The organism is Streptomyces sp. NBC_00536, from assembly GCF_036346295.1.
Lineage (GTDB): Bacteria > Actinomycetota > Actinomycetes > Streptomycetales > Streptomycetaceae > Streptomyces.
In genome coordinates this window covers 5,938,323-5,955,186 of the sequence record NZ_CP107819.1, presented here as the reverse complement: position 1 = coordinate 5,955,186, position 16,864 = coordinate 5,938,323, and the positions used below count along the sequence as shown (strand labels likewise).

The following is a 16,864-nucleotide window of genomic DNA, read 5'->3' as shown; positions in this document are numbered from 1 at the left end:
GGCCCCGGTGTTACAGCTACCTACGACACGGTGCGAACCGCCTCGCGCTTACGCGCGCGGCTTCTCGCGCATCTCGTACGTCGCGATGACGTCGTCGATCTTGATGTCGTTGTAGGAACCGAGGTTGATACCGCCCTCGAAGCCTTCGCGGATCTCGGTGACGTCGTCCTTGAAGCGGCGCAGACCGGAGATGGTGAGGCTCTCGGCGATGACCTTGCCATCGCGCAGGAGCCGCGCCTTGGTGTTGCGCTTGACCTCGCCGGAACGGATGAGAACACCCGCGATGTTGCCCAGCTTGGACGAGCGGAAGACCTCGCGGACCTCCGCCGTACCGAGCTCGACCTCTTCGTACTCCGGCTTGAGCAGACCCTTGAGGGCCGCCTCGATCTCCTCGATGGCCTGGTAGATCACCGAGTAGTAGCGGACGTCGACACCCTCGCGGTCCGCCATCTGCGCGGCACGGCCGGCCGCACGGACGTTGTAACCGATGACGATGGCGTCGGAGCCCATCGCCAGCGAGATGTCGGACTCGGTGACCGCACCCACACCACGGTGCAGGACACGGATGTCGACCTCTTCACCGACGTCGAGCTGGAGCAGCGAGGACTCGAGAGCCTCGACCGCACCGGACGCGTCGCCCTTGATGATGAGGTTGAGTTCCTGGACCAGACCGGCCTTGAGGACCGAGTCGAGGTCTTCCAGGGACACCCGGCGGACGCGCTTGGCGAAGTTGGCGTTGCGCTCACGCGCAGCACGCTTCTCGGCGATCTGACGGGCCGTACGGTCCTCGTCCACGACGAGGAAGTTGTCGCCGGCGCCGGGGACGTTGGTGAGACCCAGGACCAGGACGGGGGTCGACGGACCCGCTTCCTCGACGTTGTTGCCCTTGTCGTCGAGCATGGCGCGCACGCGGCCGTAGGCATCGCCCACGACCATCGTGTCGCCGACGCGGAGGGTACCGCGCTGGACGAGGACGGTGGCAACGGCACCGCGGCCGCGGTCGAGGTGGGACTCGATCGCAATACCCTGAGCGTCCTGCTCCGGGTTGGCGCGCAGGTCGAGCGAGGCGTCGGCGGTGAGGACGACGGCCTCCAGCAGGGAGTCGATGTGCAGACCCTGCTTGGCGGAGATGTCGACGAACATCGTGTCGCCGCCGTACTCCTCGGCGACCAGACCGAACTCGGTGAGCTGACCGCGCACCTTGACCGGGTCGGCACCCTCGACGTCGATCTTGTTGACCGCGACGACGATCGGGACGCCGGCGGCCTTGGCGTGGTTCAGCGCCTCGATCGTCTGCGGCATGACGCCGTCGTTGGCCGCGACCACGAGGATCGCGATGTCGGTCGACTTGGCACCACGGGCACGCATGGCGGTGAACGCCTCGTGACCGGGGGTGTCGATGAAGGTGATCTTGCGCTCTTCACCGTTGACCTCGGTACCGACCTGGTACGCACCGATGTGCTGCGTGATGCCACCGGCCTCGCCCGCGACGACATTCGTCTTGCGGATGGCGTCGAGCAGTCGGGTCTTACCGTGGTCGACGTGACCCATGACGGTCACGACCGGCGGACGCGGCATGAGGTATTCCTCGCCGCCCTCGTCCTCGCCGAACTCGATGTCGAAGCCCTCGAGCAGCTCGCGGTCTTCTTCCTCCGGGCTGACGATCTGAACGACGTAGTTCATCTCGCCGGCCAGCATTTCGAGCGTCTCGTCGGAGACGGACTGCGTGGCAGTGACCATCTCGCCGAGGTTCATCATCACGGCGACGAGCGACGCCGGGTTGGCGTTGATCTTCTCCGCGAAGTCGGTGAGGGACGCACCGCGCGACAGGCGAACGGTCTCGCCGTGACCACGCGGCAGCATGACGCCGCCGACCGACGGGGCCTGCATGGCCTCGTACTCCTGGCGCCTCTGGCGCTTCGACTTGCGACCACGACGGGCGGGCCCGCCGGGACGGCCGAAGGCACCCTGCGTGCCACCACGGCCACCGGGGCCGCCGGGACGGCCGGCGAAGCCGGGACGGCCACCGCCACCCGCACCAGGACCGCCGCCGAAGCCGCCGCCACCACCGGGACGGGGGCCGCCGAAGCCGCCGCCGCCACCGGGACGCGAGCCGGGACCGGCCGGACGGCCGGCGAAGCCGCCGCCACCGGCGGGACGACCGGCACCACCGGTGCCGGGACCGCGGCCGCCTGCACCGGGACCGCGACCGGCGCCGCCGGGGCCGCCACCGGGACGGGGACCGGCAGCGGGACGCTGCGGCATCATGCCGGGGTTCGGACGGTTACCCGCGGGGGCACCACCCGGACGCGGAGCGCCGCCCTGCGGGCGGGGCATGCCGCCCGGGGTCGGACGGGCGCCACCGGCGCCGCCCTGGGGACGCGGAGCGCCGCCGGGACCACCCTGCGGACGCGGAGCACCCTGGCCACCGGCGCCGGGGGCACCGGGACGCGGAGCACCCTGCGGGCGGGGAGCCTGCGGGCGCGCCATGCCGGTGGAGCCACCGGAGGTGAAGGGGTTGTTGCCGGGGCGGGGACCCGCGGGACGGGCACCACCCGGACGGGCGGCCTGGCCACCGGCGGCGGGACGCTGTCCCTGAGCCGGACGCTCCTGGCCCGCCGGACGCGGGGCGCCGGGACGGGCACCGGACTGACCCGGGGCCGCGGCCGGACGCTGCTGCGCGGGACGCGGGCCGGGGGTCGCACCGGCGGGACGCTCGGTGCGCTCCGTGCGCTCGGCGCGCTGCGGGGCAGCGGGGGCCGACGGCGGCGCGGTGAACTCGGTCGCGACCGGAGCCGGTGCCTGGACGGCGGGCTTCGGGGCGGCCGGTGCCTTCGGACCCGGACGCGGGCCGGAAGCGGCCGGAGTCACGGGTGCGGGGGCGGTGGGGGCCGCGGCGGCGGGGGCCTCGGCGACGACCGGCTTGGGGGCCGGGGCGCCGGGCTTGGGGGCCGCGGGACGTGCAGCGGCACCCGGGGTGGGAACCCCGGGCTTGGCAGGCGCGGCCTTGCGGGGCGCGCCGGGCTTCGCAGCGGACTTGCCGGCGTTGCCGCCGGGGCCCTGCAGTGCGTCAGTCAACTTGCGTACGACCGGCGCCTCGATCGTCGAGGACGCCGAACGCACAAACTCACCGAGTTCTTGGAGCTTGGCCATGACGACCTTGCTCTCGACTCCGAACTCCTTGGCGAGTTCGTATACCCGGACCTTAGCCACTAATGCTCCTTTTAGGTCCGGGTTACGCCGGACCGTCGCTACTTCATGGGCGTACTCATCGCGTACTCATCGAGTGCTCATCGCAATCTCGACCTACTTCCAACTCGCGAGGTACCTGACCGCACGGGGCATCCGTGCCGTACTGCTTCTGTTCTTGCGCTGTGCCTCTACGGCCCTTCTACGGCCTTGCGCAGCTCCACCGTGTCGAACGGTCCCGAGGACTTGAAGGCCCTGGGGAACGCGCGTCGGCGTACCGCCTGGTCGAGGCAGACCACGGCGGGGTGCACGTAGGCACCCCGGCCGGGCAGCGTACCGCGAGGATCGGGGACGCATGCGTCCCCGACCACCACGATGCGCAGCAGGTCGTTCTTGGCCGCTCGCTCCCGGCACCCCACACAGGTGCGTTCAGGGCATGCGCGGGCATGCGTCCGGCCAGACACGCTTAAGTCTACCTCCCCGCACCGACCTCACCCCTACGGGCGAAAAATCGAACGGACGTCGTCGTGTTATCACCTGTCTACCGGCCGGGAACCTCCGGCCGGTAGCGGTTTATTCCCCGCCCGGACCCTTAACGGGCCGGACGCTCCGACCGCTGATCGCGGTCGCCGCCCCGGTCGGAGCGCTCGCCGCGGTCGGCGCCGCGGTCGGCACCTTCCTCCGACGGCTGCTCCGTGTCGGGGCGGATGTCGATGCGCCAGCCGGTGAGCCGCGCGGCGAGGCGGGCGTTCTGGCCCTCCTTGCCGATGGCCAGCGACAGCTGGTAGTCGGGCACGGTCACCCGGGCGGAACGGGTGTCCCAGTCGACGACCTCGACCTCGCTCACCCGGGCGGGTGACAGCGCGTTCGCGACCATCTCCGCCGGGTCGTCCGACCAGTCGACGATGTCGATCTTCTCGCCGTGCAGCTCGGCCATCACGTTGCGCACGCGGCTGCCCATCGGGCCGATGCAGGCGCCCTTCGGGTTCAGGCCCGAGCGGGTGGACCGGACGGCGATCTTGGTGCGGTGACCGGCCTCGCGGGCGATCGCGCAGATCTCGACGCTGCCGTCGGCGATCTCCGGGACCTCCAGCGCGAAGAGCTTCTTCACCAGGTTGGGGTGGGTGCGCGAGAGGGTCACGGACGGGCCGCGGACACCCTTGGCCACCCGGACGACGTACGTACGAAGACGCAGGCCGTGGGTGTACTCCTCGCCCGGCACCTGCTCCTGCACCGGCAGCATGGCCTCCATCTTGCCGATGTCGACCAGCACGTTCTTGGGGTCCTTGCCCTGCTGGACGACGCCGGTGATGACATCGCCCTCACGGCCGAGGAACTCGCCGAAGGTCTGGTCGTCCTGCGCGTCGCGCAGACGCTGCAGGATCACCTGCTTGGCGGTGGTGGCGGCGATCCGGCCGAAGTCCGACGGGGTGTCGTCGAACTCCTTGGGCTCCTGGCCCTCCTCCAGATCCCGCGGGTCCTCCTTCGCCCACACGACCACGTGGCCGTTGGTGCGGTCCAGCTCGACGCGTGCGCGCCGGAAGCTTCCCTCGGTGCGGTGGTACGCGATGAGGAGAGCGGACTCGATCGCCTCGACCAGCAGGTCGAAGGAGATCTCCTTCTCCCGGACCAGACCCCGCAGGGCACTCATGTCGATGTCCACGGCTACGCCTCCTCTTCCTTCTTGTCCTTGCGGTTGAACTCGATTTCGACACGCGCCTTGGCGATGTCGGCGAACGCGATGCGGCGGGCGGTCGCCTTGCGGCCCTTCACACCCGGTACTTCGAGGTCCATGCCCTCGTCGTCGACGTCGAGGATGCGGGCGATCAGTTCCCCGGCACCCTTGTCGTCCTCGGCCGTCAGCTGGAACTTCACGAGCCGGCCGATCGCCCGGACGTAGTGGCGGTGCTCGCTCAGCGGCCGGTCGGCGCCCGGCGAACTCACTTCGAGGACGTATTCGTCCTCGCCCATGACATCGCTCGCGTCCAGCGTCTCGGAGACCACCCGGCTCAGCTCGGCACAGGTGTCCAGCTCCACGCCCTCGTCGGAGTCCACGATGATGCGCAGCATGCGGCGCTTGCCCGCCTTGGAGATCTCGATCTCTTCGAGGTCCAGGTCCTGGGCGGCGACGAGCGGCTCCAGCAATGCGCGCAGCCTGTCGCTCTGGGTGGTGCTCATCCGGGTGACTCCTCGGCCGCGTGTGCTGTTGTGGTTTCCGTCGCGTGTGTCGCGTGTCAGGTCAACAGGGTATCCGGTCGCGGGGGGTGTTGCCGTCCGCCCTGTGGACAGGGCCCCGGGTACCGTGATCATTGCCTGTCCCCTGTCCCTGACCGCCGTGACCACCGAGGACGTCGCCGTGCCCTGGACCATGCCTTCGCGAAGGAGCCTGCTGGCGGGAGCCGCGGGTGCGGCCGGTGCCGCGCTGCTCACCGGGTGCTCGGGCGGCGCCGTGGGCGCCGACAGCGCCGAGGCTCCACCCGAACGGCCGATCCGGGAGGGTGCCGTACGGGACAGCGAACTGCTGCTGGAACGTTACGACGCCACCATCGCCGCGCATCCGCCGCTGGCCGAGCGGCTCGCCCCGCTGCGCTCGGCCGTGGCCGCGCACATGGGGGCGCTGGCCCCCGACGACAGCCCGCCGAAGCCATCCCCCTCGCCCTCCGGATCCCCGTCCGGAGCCGCGGCGGACGGGCGGACGGGGGCGGCCGGGAACCCGCCCGGGAAGGTCCCGGGGAAGAACGCGGACCCGGTCCCGGCGCAGCCCGCCGAGGCGCTCACCGCGCTCGCGACCGCCGAGCGGGACCTGGCCGAGGCCCGCACGATCGCCCTGGCCGGGACCTCCGGGGAGCTGGCCCGGCTGCTCGCCTCGGTGGCCGCCTGCGGCGCCGTGCACACCTACCTGCTCAGCTCGAACCCCGGAGGCAAGGCGTGACGAGGGCCGTGACACGGGCGCTGACCGCGCCGGAGCCCACCAAGGCCGGAGGCCGCGCCCTGGCGGCCGCGCAGGCCGTCCTGGCCGCCGAGCACGCGGCCGCCTACGGCTACGGGGTGATCGGCGCCCGGGTCGCGGCCGAGCGCGCGAACGAGGCGCGCGACGCCTACGGCGGCCATGTCGCCCGCCGGGACTCGCTCGCCCGTACCGTGCGTGACCTGGGCGGATCCCCGCAGTCGGCGGAGGCGGCGTACGCGCTGCCGTTCCCGGTGCGCACCCCGGGCGACGCGGAGCGGCTCGCCGCCGAGATCGAGGAGCGGGTGGCGGGCGCGTACTCCGACCTGGTGCGCGCGGCGGACGGTCCGCTGCGCCGCGAGGCGGCCGACGCGCTGAGCGCGGCGGCGGTCCGCGCGGCACGCTGGCGCGGCGGCGGCGTAGCCTTCCCTGGGCTCACGGAACGCGCTGAACGAGCCCGCAACAGCTGAAAGGGATCACCCACGCATGGCTTTCGAACCGCCGGAGCGGCTTGTCCGGGCGCTCGGCGAGACGCCGGAATCGTCGCAGACCACCCAGTGGCTCGGGCAGTTGCCCGAGCTGACCGGGAAGGCACTGGCCCGGCGTGGGGTGCTGGCCCAGCGGGTGCAGGCGCCGGGCGGGCGCAGCAGTCTGGTCGTCCTGGTCCGGTACGCCGACGGAACCCCGGCCGCGCTGAAGCTCGCGCCGCCGCAGGCCCGGCCCGACCGGGAGCGGGCCGCCCTGGACCACTGGGCCGGTTCCGGCGCCGTACGGGTCCTGGACGCGGCGGACGGGGCGCAGGACGACGGCGCGCTGCTCCTGGAGCGGCTCCAGCCGGAGGTCTCGCTTCGCTCGCTGCCGGAGGCGAAGGCGCTGCTGGAGGCGGCCGGAACGATCCGGCGGCTGTGGGTGCCGCCCGCGGCGGACCACCCCTTCGAGACGGTGGCGGAGCGTACGGGGCACCAGTGCGCGGCGTTCGCCGCGGCGCCCCCGCAGGCCGCGCCGCTGGTCGCGACGGCGCTCGCGATCCGCGAGGAACTGACCGCGCTGCCGGGTGAACGGGTGCTGCTGCACGGGAACTTCCGCCAGGGCAAGGTGCTGGCGGGCGAGCGGGCGCCGTGGCTGACGGTCGGCCCGGAGCCGCTGGTCGGCGACCGGGAGTACGACCTCGCCCGGCTGTGCCGGGACCGGCTGGAGGACCAGGTCGCCACCTCGGCGGGGGCGGCGGGCGCGCGGCGGCGGGTGAACCGGCTGGCGGACTCGCTGGAGGTGGACCGGGACCGGCTGCGGGGCTGGACGGTCTTCCGGGCGGTGGAGTCCGGGGTCCGGGCGCTGGCGGCGGGCCGCCGCCGGGACGGCGAGCTGCTGCTGGAGTTCGCGGGCTGGCTGTAGGCCGGGCGGTACGCCGCGCGACCGGTTGTCGGGGCCCCCTGCGGGCATACCGTAGGTACGTGGGTTCGTCCGCCAGGAGGCCGTCATGGTCGGAGAACTGCTGACAGCGGGAATCGCCGCGGGGACCGGTGTCGTGGTCTTCATGGGCGCCGCCGCGCGGGTGGTCAAACAGTACGAACGCGGTGTGGTGTTCCGCTTCGGCCGGTTGCGGGAGGGGATCCGGGGGCCCGGATTCACGCTGGTCATCCCGGGCGTCGACCGGCTGCACAAGATCAACATGCAGATCGTGACGATGCCGATCCCGGCCCAGGAGGGCATCACGCGGGACAACGTCACGGTCCGGGTGGACGCCGTCGTGTACTTCAAGGTGGTCGACGCGGCGAACGCGCTCATCGAGGTGGAGGACTATCGCTTCGCGGTCTCGCAGATGGCGCAGACCTCGCTGCGGTCCATCATCGGCAAGTCGGACCTGGACGACCTGCTCTCGAACCGGGAGCAGCTGAACCAGGGGCTGGAGCTGATGATCGACAGTCCGGCGATCGGGTGGGGCGTGCAGATCGACCGGGTCGAGATCAAGGACGTGTCGCTGCCGGAGACGATGAAGCGGTCGATGGCCCGGCAGGCGGAGGCGGACCGCGAGCGGCGGGCGCGGGTGATCAACGCGGACGCGGAGCTGCAGGCCTCGAAGAAGCTGGCCCAGGCGGCCGAGGTGATGTCGGAGCAGCCGGCGGCGCTCCAGCTGAGGCTGCTGCAGACGGTGGTGGCGGTGGCGGCGGAGAAGAACTCCACGCTGGTCCTGCCGTTCCCGGTGGAACTGCTGCGGTTCCTGGAACGCGCGGCCCCGGCGGCGGGCGCGGCCCCCGCGCCCGCGCCCGCCGCCGCTCCGGTGTCCACGCCCGCTCCGGCTGCGGCTCCGGATGCCGTCGAGGCCGCTGATCCCGTGCCGGAACTGCCGGACGCGGACGCGGACATGCCTCCGGAGCTGCCCGCGGCCTGACGCGCCGAGCGCGCCCCCGGTCCCGGACGGGGCCGGGGGCGCGCGGTGTCCGGGGGCGTCAGACCAGGCGGGACAGCGCCTCCGCCAGGGGGAGTTCCTCGCGGACCCCGGTGGCCCGGTTCTGGAGCTCGACCACCGATTCGGCGGAGCGGCGGCCCGCGACCAGGATCCACGGGACGCCCATCAGCTCGGCGTCGGTCAGCTTCACGCCGGGCGAGAGGCCCGGCCGGTCGTCCAGCAGGACCCGCTTGCCGGCCTCGGCCAGGGCGTCGGCGGCCTGTTCGGCCAGCGCGAGCGGCACCGCCTTGCCCGCCGCCACCACGTGGACGTCGGCCGGGGCGACCTCCGCGGGCCAGCACAGGCCGCGCTCGTCCGCGCTCTGCTCGGCCAGGGCCGCGACCGCGCGGGAGACCCCGATGCCGTACGAACCCATCGTGACCCGGACCGGCTTGCCCTCCTTGCCGAGGACGTCGAGCCCGAAGGCGTCCGCGTACTTGCGGCCCAGCTGGAAGATGTGGCCGATCTCGATGGCGCGGTCGAGCCGGAGCCCCGTACCGCAGGCCGGGCAGGGGTCGCCGGGTTCGACGACGACCACGTCGAGGTACTGGTCGACCTCGAAGTCCCGCCCGCACACCACGTTGCGGGCGTGGGTGTCGACGCGGTTGGCGCCGGTGACCCACGAAGTGCCGGGCGCGACGCGGGGGTCGGCCAGGTAGCGGACCTTCTCCAGGCCCTGCGGGCCGACGTAGCCGCGGACCAGGTCGGGGCGGCCGGTGAAGTCCTCGGCCGTCACCAGCTCGACCACGGCGGGGGCCAGGTGCTCGCCGAGCTTGCCCAGGTCCACCTCGCGGTCCCCCGGTACGCCGACGGCCACGATCTCGCCGTCGACCTTGACCAGCAGGTTCTTGAGCGTGGCCGAGGCCGGTACGCCGAGGTGGGCGGCCAGCGATTCGATGGTGGGGGTGTCGGGGGTGGCGATGTCCTCGGCCGGTGCGTGTTCGGCGGTGACCGGGGTCAGGGCGAAGGTGACGGCCTCGGTGTTGGCCGCGTAGTCGCAGGACGGGCAGTCGACGAAGGTGTCCTCGCCCGCGCCCGCCGGGGCCAGGAACTCCTCGGAGGCGGAGCCGCCCATCGCGCCGGACACGGCCGAGACGATGCGGTGGTCCAGCCCGATCCTGGTGAAGATCCGCTGGTAGGCGGCGCGGTGGAGCGCGTACGACTCGGCGAGGCCCTCGTCGCTGACGTCGAAGGAGTACGAGTCCTTCATCTGGAACTCGCGGCCGCGCAGCACGCCCGAGCGGGGCCGGGCCTCGTCGCGGTACTTGGTCTGGATCTGATAGAGCATCACCGGCAGGTCCTTGTAGGACGTGCACTGGTCCTTCACCACGAGGGTGAAGATCTCCTCGTGGGTGGGGCCGAGCAGATAGTCGGCGCCCTTGCGGTCCTTGAGCCGGAAGAGCAGGTCGCCGTACTCCGTCCAGCGCCCGCTGACCTCGTACGGCTCGCGCGGCAGCAGCGCGGGCAGCAGCACCTCCTGCGCCCCGATCGCGTCCATCTCCTCGCGGACGACGCGCGAGACGTTGTCCAGGACCCGCTTGCCCAGCGGCAGCCAGCTCCACACTCCGGCCGAACTGCGGCGGACGTAGCCCGCGCGGACGAGGAGCTTGTGGCTGAGGGTCTCCGCGTCGGCCGGGTCCTCGCGGAGGGTCTTGGCCATCAGACGGGACATGCGCTGCACGTGTTGCGTTGACATGACGCGAGGCTACCGGGGGCGCCGCGGCCCCGGAAAATCCATTACGGCCGCAGCCGGTGCCGAGGCGGCTCAGGGCCGCAGCAGGGGCAGCGGGGCGCCCATCACCGCGTAGGGCAGGCGGGCGCTCGGGAAGTGCACCCGGCGGGCGAGGTCGGTGTAGCCGAGCTTGCGGTAGAGCGCGCGGGCCGGGCTGTCGGTGTCGATCGCGGACAGGATCGAGCGCGGCTCGGTGGCGGTGTCGGTGATCCGGGTGATCAGGGCGCGGCCGACGCCCCGGCCCTGGAAGGCGGGGTGGACGTGGAGTTCGGTGATGACGAAGGAGCCGTCGAGCCATGCGTCGTGGCCGCCCGCGCGCAGGTGCGGCTCGACGACCGTGGACCACCAGTGGCCGCGGTCGTTGGGCATTCCGTAGACGAATCCGACCAGGGCGCCGCCGTCCGCGAAGGCGCCCAGCGAGCGGGCTCCGGGGCAGGTCATGTGGCGCTGCACGATGTAGCGCCGGATCGCCACCTCCTCCTCGCTCAGCCCGAAGGCGACGGCCTGGACCCGCAGGGCCTCGTCCACGCGGGCGGCGAGGTCGAGCGGACCGAGGGTGACGCCGGCGGGGTGGCGGGGGTCGCCCCCGGGGGTAGGCAGCATGCGGCCGACCTTACTTCGCGGCGCCCGTGCCGGGATACGGACTCGGCACACGCCGGTGGCACGGGACGGCGGCATACGCTGCCGCGGTGGCGGGCGCGGATCGGAAGCGGATCAGAACAGGACGCTCATGAAGGCGCCGACCTCGCGGAAGCCGACGCGCCGGTACGAGGCCCGCGCGGCGGTGTTGAAGTCGTTCACGTAGAGGCTGACGACGGGGGCGATGTCCCGCAGGGCGTAGTCGACGACGGCGGCCATCCCCGTCTCGGAGTGTCCGAGGCCGCGGTGCGCGGGGTCGACCCAGACGCCCTGGATCTGGCAGGCCCGGGAGGTGGCGGCGCCGATCTCGGCCTTGAAGACGACCTTGCCGTCCTCGATCCGGGCGAAGGAGCGGCCCGCGGCGACCAGCTCGGCCACCCGGGCCTGGTAGAGCAGGCCGCCGTCCCCGGCGAGCGGGGAGACGCCGACCTCCTCGGTGAACATGGCCACGCACGCGGGCATGATCACGTCCATCTCCTCCTTGCGGACCCGGCGGACCAGTGGGTCCGCGGCGATCTCGGTGGAGGACCGCTCCATGGTCATCAGGGGCTGGTGGGAGCGGACGTCGCGGGCGGGGCCCCAGTGCGGCTCCAGCAGCCGCCACAGCTGTCCGGCGGCTTCGGCGGGGCCCACGATGGAGGAGCAGCGGCGGCCGGTGCGCCGGGCGCGGTCGGCGAAGGCCCGTACGGCGTCGGGGGTGGCGCAGACGGGGACCAGGTTCGCGCCCGCGTAGCACAGGGAGGTCAGGTGGCCGTCGGAGTACCAGCCCCACATCTCGCCGCCGAGGCGCCAGGGGTCGAGGCCGGCGACCTGGACCCGGGACGTGACGAAGGCGTTCGCGACGGGCTCGCGGCCGAGGAGTTCGAGCGCGGCGTCGAGATCGCTGGGTTCCAGGACCCTGGTGGTGGTCTGCGTCAACACTGTAGGGGGCCTCACCGTGCACGTCCGCTGATCTCCGCACTGTACCCGGCACACCCGTGGGATGCCGCCCGCGGCGGGACAAAAAAGCCCCGGCCCCGCCCGCGAGCTGCGGGAACGGGGCCGGGGCCGGGAAAGCGGAGGGTGCGGGCGCAGCCGCTGCCGCGGGCGGCAGCGGTCCGTGCGGGAGGGTTTCAGCCCGCGACGGAGATCTGCGGCTCGCCGGACATGACGCCGTCCTTCTCCATCTGCTCGGCGATCTTCAGCGCCTCTTCGATGAGGGTCTCGACGATCTTCGACTCGGGCACCGTCTTGATGATCTCGCCCTTGACGAAGATCTGGCCCTTGCCGTTGCCGGAGGCGACGCCGAGGTCGGCCTCACGGGCCTCGCCGGGGCCGTTGACGACGCAGCCCATGACGGCGACGCGCAGCGGCACCTCCATGCCGTCCAGGCCCGCGCTGACCTCTTCGGCCAGCTTGTAGACATCGACCTGGGCGCGGCCGCAGGAGGGGCAGGAGACGATCTCCAGGCGGCGCTGCTTGAGGTTCAGCGACTCCAGGATCTGGAGGCCGACCTTGATCTCCTCGACCGGCGGGGCCGAGAGCGAGACGCGGATGGTGTCGCCGATGCCCTCGGAGAGCAGCGCGCCGAAGGCGACCGCGGACTTGATGGTGCCCTGGAAGGCGGGACCGGCCTCGGTGACGCCGAGGTGCAGCGGGTAGTCGCAGGCCACGGCGAGCTGGCGGTAGGCGTTGACCATCACGACCGGGTCGTTGTGCTTGACCGAGATCTTGATGTCGCCGAAGCCGTGCTCCTCGAAGAGGGAGGCCTCCCACAGCGCGGACTCGACCAGCGCCTCGGGGGTGGCCTTGCCGTACTTCTTCAGCAGCCGGGCGTCGAGGGAGCCCGCGTTGACGCCGATCCGGATCGGGGTGCCCGCGTCGCCTGCGGCGCGCGCGATCTCCTTGACCTTGTCGTCGAACTGCTTGATGTTGCCCGGGTTCACGCGGACGGCGGCGCAGCCCGCGTCGATCGCCGCGAAGACGTACTTGGGCTGGAAGTGGATGTCGGCGATCACCGGGATCTGCGACTTCTTCGCGATGACCGCGAGGGCGTCGGCGTCGTCCTGGGTCGGGCAGGCCACGCGCACGATCTGGCAGCCCGAGGCCGTCAGTTCGGCGATCTGCTGCAGGGTGGCGCCGATGTCGGAGGTCCGGGTGGTGGTCATGGACTGCACCGAAACGGGTGCGTCGCCGCCGACGGCGACCGATCCGACCTGGATCTTGCGGCTGACCCGGCGTTCGGCAAGCCTGGTCGGCACGGACGGCATTCCGAGAGAGATGGCAGTCATCTGCTGAGCAACCCCAAGGTGTGGATCAAGGTGTGGATCGAGGTCCCGAGATCGGCGGGCTCCAGCCTTCGAGATTACGCCAATCAGCGCGCCACCCGCGCATCCGAGGGGGCGCACCACCCAAACGTAGGGACCCGGACACGAATCGTGGCCGACTCTCCCTGGAGTGCGGTAGGAAGATCGGCTGAACGGCGGCCACCGCGGCGGGCGGTGACCGCCGCGGTGGCTGCCGTGGTGGCCCGGGTCAGCTGATCTTGATCGGGTTCACCACGTCCGCGACCATCACCAGCGCCGTGAAGCAGACGAAGACCCCGGCCACCAGATAGGCGGCGGGCATCAGCTTCGCCACGTCGAAGGGGCCCGGGTCGGGGCGCCGGAAGACCCGCGCGAGATTGCGCCGGACCGATTCCCACAGGGCGCCCGCGATGTGCCCGCCGTCGAGCGGGAGCAGCGGCAGCATGTTGAACAGGAACAGCGCCAGGTTGAACATGCCGACGAGGTTCAGGAACATCACGAGCCGGTCGGTGGCGGGGATGTCGAGGTTGGCGATCTCGCCGCCGATACGGGCCGCGCCGACGATCCCGATCGGGGAGTCCGGCTGGCGCTCGCCGTCGCCGAAGGCCGCGTTCCACAGCGGGGGGATCTTGGACGGCAGCTTCAGCAGCCCGCTGACGCTCTGGTCCACGACATCGGCCATGTGACTCGCGGACTGGCCGAAGCCGAGGGCCTCGGTCTCGGTCGCGGGGCCGAAGCCGAGGAAGCCCGCGGTGACGAACTGGCCCTTGACGTACCCGCCGTGGCCGTCGGTCTTGCCGACCGTGTTCTCGATCAGGGTGGGCCTGAGGGTCAGCTCCTTGCCGTCGCGCACGACGGTGACCGTGACCGGGCCGACGGTGTCGCGGATCTTCTCCTGGAGGACGGACCAGTCGGTGACCCGGTGCCCGTCGAAGGCGACGATCCTGTCGCCGGCCTTGAGCCCGGCGGCCTTGGCCGGGGCCACCTGGTCGCCCGGCTTGCAGGTGGTGCGCTTGTCGCTCTGCTTGAGGACGCAGTCGGAGACCGAGGCCACCTTGGTCGTCTGCTGGGTGACCCCGAAGGTCATCCACACGCCGAAGAAGATCGCGAGCGCGAGCACCAGGTTCATGAAGGGGCCCGCGAACATCACGATGACGCGCTTCCAGGGCTTGCGCGTGTAGAAGAGCCGGTTCTCGTCGCCGGGCTGGAGTTCCTCGTACGCCGCCGAGCGCGCGTCCTCGATCATCGACCGGAAGGGCGAGGTCGAGCGGGCGGTGACCTTGCCGTCCTCGCCGGGCGGGAACATCCCGATCATGCGGATGTAGCCGCCCATCGGGATGGCCTTGAGCCCGTACTCCGTGTCGCCCTTCTTGCGCGACCAGATGGTCCGGCCGAAGCCGACCATGTACTGGGGCACGCGGATGCCGAACAGCTTGGCCGTCGACAGGTGGCCCAGCTCGTGCCAGGCGATCGAGACCAGCAGTCCGATCACGAAGATCAGCATGCCGATCACGGTCATCAGAATCGTCATGCGCGCGCCTCCACTGCGGCCTGTGCCGCCATTTCCCGGGCCCGGGCCCGTGCCCAGGTCTCCGCCTCCAGGACGTCCCGGACGGTCAGGGAAGTTCCCGAGCCCGGGGTTCCGTGCTCGTCGACCACGGCTGCGACGGTATCCATGATTGCTGTGAACGGCAGCCGACCGGCCAGGAAGGCCTCCACGCACTCCTCGTTCGCCGCATTGAAGACGGCCGGGGCGGTGCCGCCCAGGGCGCCGACGTGCCGGGCGAGACCGACCGCCGGGAAGGCCTCGGTGTCCAGCGGGAAGAACTCCCAGGTGGAGGCCTTGGACCAGTCGAAGGCCGGGGCCGCGTCGGGGACCCGCTGGGGCCAGCCGAGGCCGATCGCGATGGGTCCGCGCATGTCGGGCGGGGTGGCCTGGGCGAGGGTGGAGCCGTCGGTGAACTCGACCATCGAGTGCACGTAGGACTGCGGGTGGACCACGACCTCGATGCGGTCGAAGGGGATGTCGTAGAGCAGGTGCGCCTCGATGACCTCCAGCCCCTTGTTGACCAGGGTCGCGGAGTTCACGGTGATGACCGGACCCATCGCCCAGGTCGGGTGTGCGAGGGCGTCCTGGACCGTGACGTCGGCGAGCTGGGCGCGGGTGCGGCCGCGGAAGGGGCCGCCGGAGGCGGTGACGACCAGCTTGCGCACATCGGCCCGGGTGCCGGCGGCGAGGGCCTGGAAGAGCGCGGCGTGCTCGGAGTCCACCGGGATGATCTGGCCGGGCCGGGCCAGTTCCTTGACCAGCGGCCCGCCGACGATCAGCGATTCCTTGTTGGCGAGCGCGAGGGTGCGGCCCGCGCGGAGCGCGGCGAGGGTCGGCGCGAGGCCGATGGATCCGGTGATGCCGTTGAGGACGGTGTGGCACTCGGAGGCGGCGAGTTCGGCCGCCGCGTCCGGTCCGGCCAGGATCTCGGGCATCGGCTCGGCGCCGTACTGGTCGCCCAGCGCTTCCTTCAGCGCCGGTACGACGTCCTCGCGGGACACCGCCACCGTCTTCACCCGCAGCAGCCGGGCCTGCTCCGCGAGCAGAGCGACGCGACCGCCCGCGGCGGACAGCGCGGTCACCCGGAACCGGTCCGGGTTGCGCAGGACGAGGTCGATGGCCTGGGTGCCGATGGAACCGGTCGACCCGAGCACGACGATGTCCCGGCGGCCTGCCGCGGCGTCGAAGAGGAGGTGCGGGTCGGCGAGGGGGGATGGGCTGTCGCTCATCCCCCTATTGTTGCCGCATCGCCGGGCCGCGCGGACCCGGTCTCCCCAGGACGTGTTCCTAGGCGGCGCCCGATCCCTTGGCGAACTTCTCGTACTGCGCCGTGACGACCTCCGGCGGCACCCCGCCGAAGTCCTTGGTGTCGAGCATGTCGGAGCGGAACGAGAGCGTGACGGAGCCCGAGCGGATCACCGTCAGGTACTTGTACAGCGAGATGTTCTTCTCCTTCACGTCCTGGACCACGATCCGGTAGGCCTGTGCCTCGTCCCCGAGCTTGGGCGCCGGGACCGGCTCGACCTTGAGGACCGTGCCCTCGGCGAGCATCCGGTCCTCCTTGTAGCCGCCCGCGCAGCTCTTGCCCGCGGCCGCCAGGGACTTCAGGGCCGCGGCCGCGCCGCCGTCCTTGTAGGAGCGCAGCACGATCTCGGTGCTTGCGTCCTGCATGATCCCGCCCGGGCCGGAGGTCTTCGCGTACGCCTGGGCGGTGTGGCCCGCCTTGCCCAGGCTGGTCAGCGGCTGGCACACCGCGGGGGTGGCCTCGTACGACTCGTTCATCGGCTCGTCGAGGACCGGTTCGTCCGCCGTGTAGTGCCCGGCCTTCTCGCCCGGGGCGAGGGTCAGGGTCTTGAGCTTGTCCGCGCCGGGTCCCGGAGCCGCCGGGGGCGGTGTGCTCGCGGCCGCCGTGCGGGGCGCGGGCACACCCGTCTCCTTGTCCGCCTGGCCGGCGCCGCCGCATGCGGCGGCGCCGGCCAGGAGCAGCGCCGTGGCGGCGGCCCCCGCCGCGCGCCGGACCGTCGTGTTCTTCCCCACCCTGTGCATCGTGCTCCCCGTCCCCTTCGGATCATGTCGA

Annotated in this window: 15 protein-coding genes; 4 read left to right on the top strand and 11 right to left on the bottom strand. The window is 72.0% G+C overall.

Features of this window, described 5'->3' with window-relative positions; genetic code table 11:
* Positions 1-48: 48 nt before the first annotated feature.
* The 4 genes from infB to rimP form a co-directional block, all read right to left on the bottom strand.
* The gene (gene infB / locus OHS33_RS26645; protein ID WP_330332932.1) at positions 49-3,213 is read right to left on the bottom strand and encodes a translation initiation factor IF-2; all 3,165 of its coding nucleotides are present in this window, start codon (positions 3,211-3,213) and stop codon (positions 49-51) included.
* Between the two features lie 167 nt (positions 3,214-3,380).
* Positions 3,381-3,653, bottom strand: coding sequence for a YlxR family protein (locus OHS33_RS26640; RefSeq protein ID WP_330332931.1), 273 nt, complete (start codon positions 3,651-3,653; stop codon positions 3,381-3,383).
* Positions 3,654-3,781: 128 nt separating this feature from the next.
* Positions 3,782-4,852, bottom strand: coding sequence for a transcription termination factor NusA (gene nusA / locus OHS33_RS26635; RefSeq protein ID WP_330332930.1), 1,071 nt, complete (start codon positions 4,850-4,852; stop codon positions 3,782-3,784).
* A gap of 2 nt (positions 4,853-4,854) precedes the next feature.
* Positions 4,855-5,367, bottom strand: coding sequence for a ribosome maturation factor RimP (rimP, locus tag OHS33_RS26630; protein WP_330332929.1), 513 nt, complete (start codon positions 5,365-5,367; stop codon positions 4,855-4,857).
* 157 nt (positions 5,368-5,524) lie between these two features.
* Here rimP and OHS33_RS26625 point away from each other — a divergent pair, with 157 nt between their 5' ends.
* The 4 genes from OHS33_RS26625 (at position 5,525) to OHS33_RS26610 (ending at position 8,525) form a co-directional block, all read left to right on the top strand.
* Positions 5,525-6,121 carry a hypothetical protein gene (locus tag OHS33_RS26625; RefSeq protein ID WP_330332928.1) on the top strand — a complete coding sequence of 199 codons (597 nt, stop codon included), beginning with the start codon at positions 5,525-5,527 and terminating at the stop codon, positions 6,119-6,121.
* Complete coding sequence (locus OHS33_RS26620; RefSeq protein WP_443065356.1) at positions 6,118-6,606, top strand: ferritin-like domain-containing protein; 489 nt, start codon at positions 6,118-6,120, stop codon at positions 6,604-6,606. The genes OHS33_RS26625 and OHS33_RS26620 overlap by 4 nt, the downstream gene beginning before the upstream one ends.
* A 16-nt stretch (positions 6,607-6,622) precedes the next feature.
* Positions 6,623-7,528 carry an aminoglycoside phosphotransferase family protein gene (locus OHS33_RS26615; RefSeq protein ID WP_330332927.1) on the top strand — a complete coding sequence of 302 codons (906 nt, stop codon included), beginning with the start codon at positions 6,623-6,625 and terminating at the stop codon, positions 7,526-7,528.
* A gap of 85 nt (positions 7,529-7,613) precedes the next feature.
* Positions 7,614-8,525, top strand: a complete 912-nt coding sequence (locus tag OHS33_RS26610) for a slipin family protein (RefSeq protein WP_330332926.1) — start codon at positions 7,614-7,616, stop codon at positions 8,523-8,525.
* Positions 8,526-8,583: 58 nt separating this feature from the next.
* Here the strand turns inward: OHS33_RS26610 and OHS33_RS26605 are convergent, their stop codons facing one another.
* The 7 genes from OHS33_RS26605 to OHS33_RS26575 all read right to left on the bottom strand — a co-directional run bounded on the left by OHS33_RS26605 (position 8,584) and on the right by OHS33_RS26575 (position 16,824).
* Positions 8,584-10,278: a proline--tRNA ligase gene (locus OHS33_RS26605; protein WP_330332925.1), complete on the bottom strand. Its 1,695-nt coding sequence runs from the start codon at positions 10,276-10,278 to the stop codon at positions 8,584-8,586.
* Positions 10,279-10,347: 69 nt separating this feature from the next.
* On the bottom strand, positions 10,348-10,917 hold the full coding sequence (locus tag OHS33_RS26600; RefSeq protein ID WP_330332924.1) for a GNAT family N-acetyltransferase: 570 nt from the start codon (positions 10,915-10,917) through the stop codon (positions 10,348-10,350).
* A gap of 111 nt (positions 10,918-11,028) precedes the next feature.
* Positions 11,029-11,874 carry a GNAT family N-acetyltransferase gene (locus OHS33_RS26595; RefSeq protein ID WP_330332923.1) on the bottom strand — a complete coding sequence of 282 codons (846 nt, stop codon included), beginning with the start codon at positions 11,872-11,874 and terminating at the stop codon, positions 11,029-11,031.
* A gap of 191 nt (positions 11,875-12,065) precedes the next feature.
* Positions 12,066-13,223, bottom strand: coding sequence for a flavodoxin-dependent (E)-4-hydroxy-3-methylbut-2-enyl-diphosphate synthase (gene ispG, locus OHS33_RS26590; protein ID WP_330332922.1), 1,158 nt, complete (start codon positions 13,221-13,223; stop codon positions 12,066-12,068).
* 244 nt (positions 13,224-13,467) lie between these two features.
* The gene (locus tag OHS33_RS26585; RefSeq protein ID WP_330332921.1) at positions 13,468-14,769 is read right to left on the bottom strand and encodes a M50 family metallopeptidase; all 1,302 of its coding nucleotides are present in this window, start codon (positions 14,767-14,769) and stop codon (positions 13,468-13,470) included.
* The gene (dxr, locus tag OHS33_RS26580; RefSeq protein WP_330332920.1) at positions 14,766-16,016 is read right to left on the bottom strand and encodes a 1-deoxy-D-xylulose-5-phosphate reductoisomerase; all 1,251 of its coding nucleotides are present in this window, start codon (positions 16,014-16,016) and stop codon (positions 14,766-14,768) included. Before dxr ends, OHS33_RS26585 begins: the two co-directional genes overlap by 4 nt.
* A gap of 58 nt (positions 16,017-16,074) precedes the next feature.
* Positions 16,075-16,824: a hypothetical protein gene (locus OHS33_RS26575; RefSeq protein ID WP_330332919.1), complete on the bottom strand. Its 750-nt coding sequence runs from the start codon at positions 16,822-16,824 to the stop codon at positions 16,075-16,077.
* Positions 16,825-16,864 lie beyond the last annotated feature (40 nt).

Excerpts from the sequence above, each read along its gene's own strand:
- rimP (WP_330332929.1), bottom strand. The coding sequence starts at position 5,367 with ATGAGCACCACCCAGAGCGACAGGCTGCGCGCATTGCTGGAGCCGCTC.
- OHS33_RS26615 (WP_330332927.1), top strand. The coding sequence starts at position 6,623 with ATGGCTTTCGAACCGCCGGAGCGGCTTGTCCGGGCGCTCGGCGAGACG.
- OHS33_RS26610 (WP_330332926.1), top strand. The coding sequence starts at position 7,614 with ATGGTCGGAGAACTGCTGACAGCGGGAATCGCCGCGGGGACCGGTGTC.
- OHS33_RS26605 (WP_330332925.1), bottom strand. The coding sequence starts at position 10,278 with ATGTCAACGCAACACGTGCAGCGCATGTCCCGTCTGATGGCCAAGACC.
- OHS33_RS26600 (WP_330332924.1), bottom strand. The coding sequence starts at position 10,917 with ATGCTGCCTACCCCCGGGGGCGACCCCCGCCACCCCGCCGGCGTCACC.
- ispG (WP_330332922.1), bottom strand. The coding sequence starts at position 13,223 with ATGACTGCCATCTCTCTCGGAATGCCGTCCGTGCCGACCAGGCTTGCC.
- OHS33_RS26585 (WP_330332921.1), bottom strand. The coding sequence starts at position 14,769 with ATGACGATTCTGATGACCGTGATCGGCATGCTGATCTTCGTGATCGGA.
- dxr (WP_330332920.1), bottom strand. The coding sequence starts at position 16,016 with ATGAGCGACAGCCCATCCCCCCTCGCCGACCCGCACCTCCTCTTCGAC.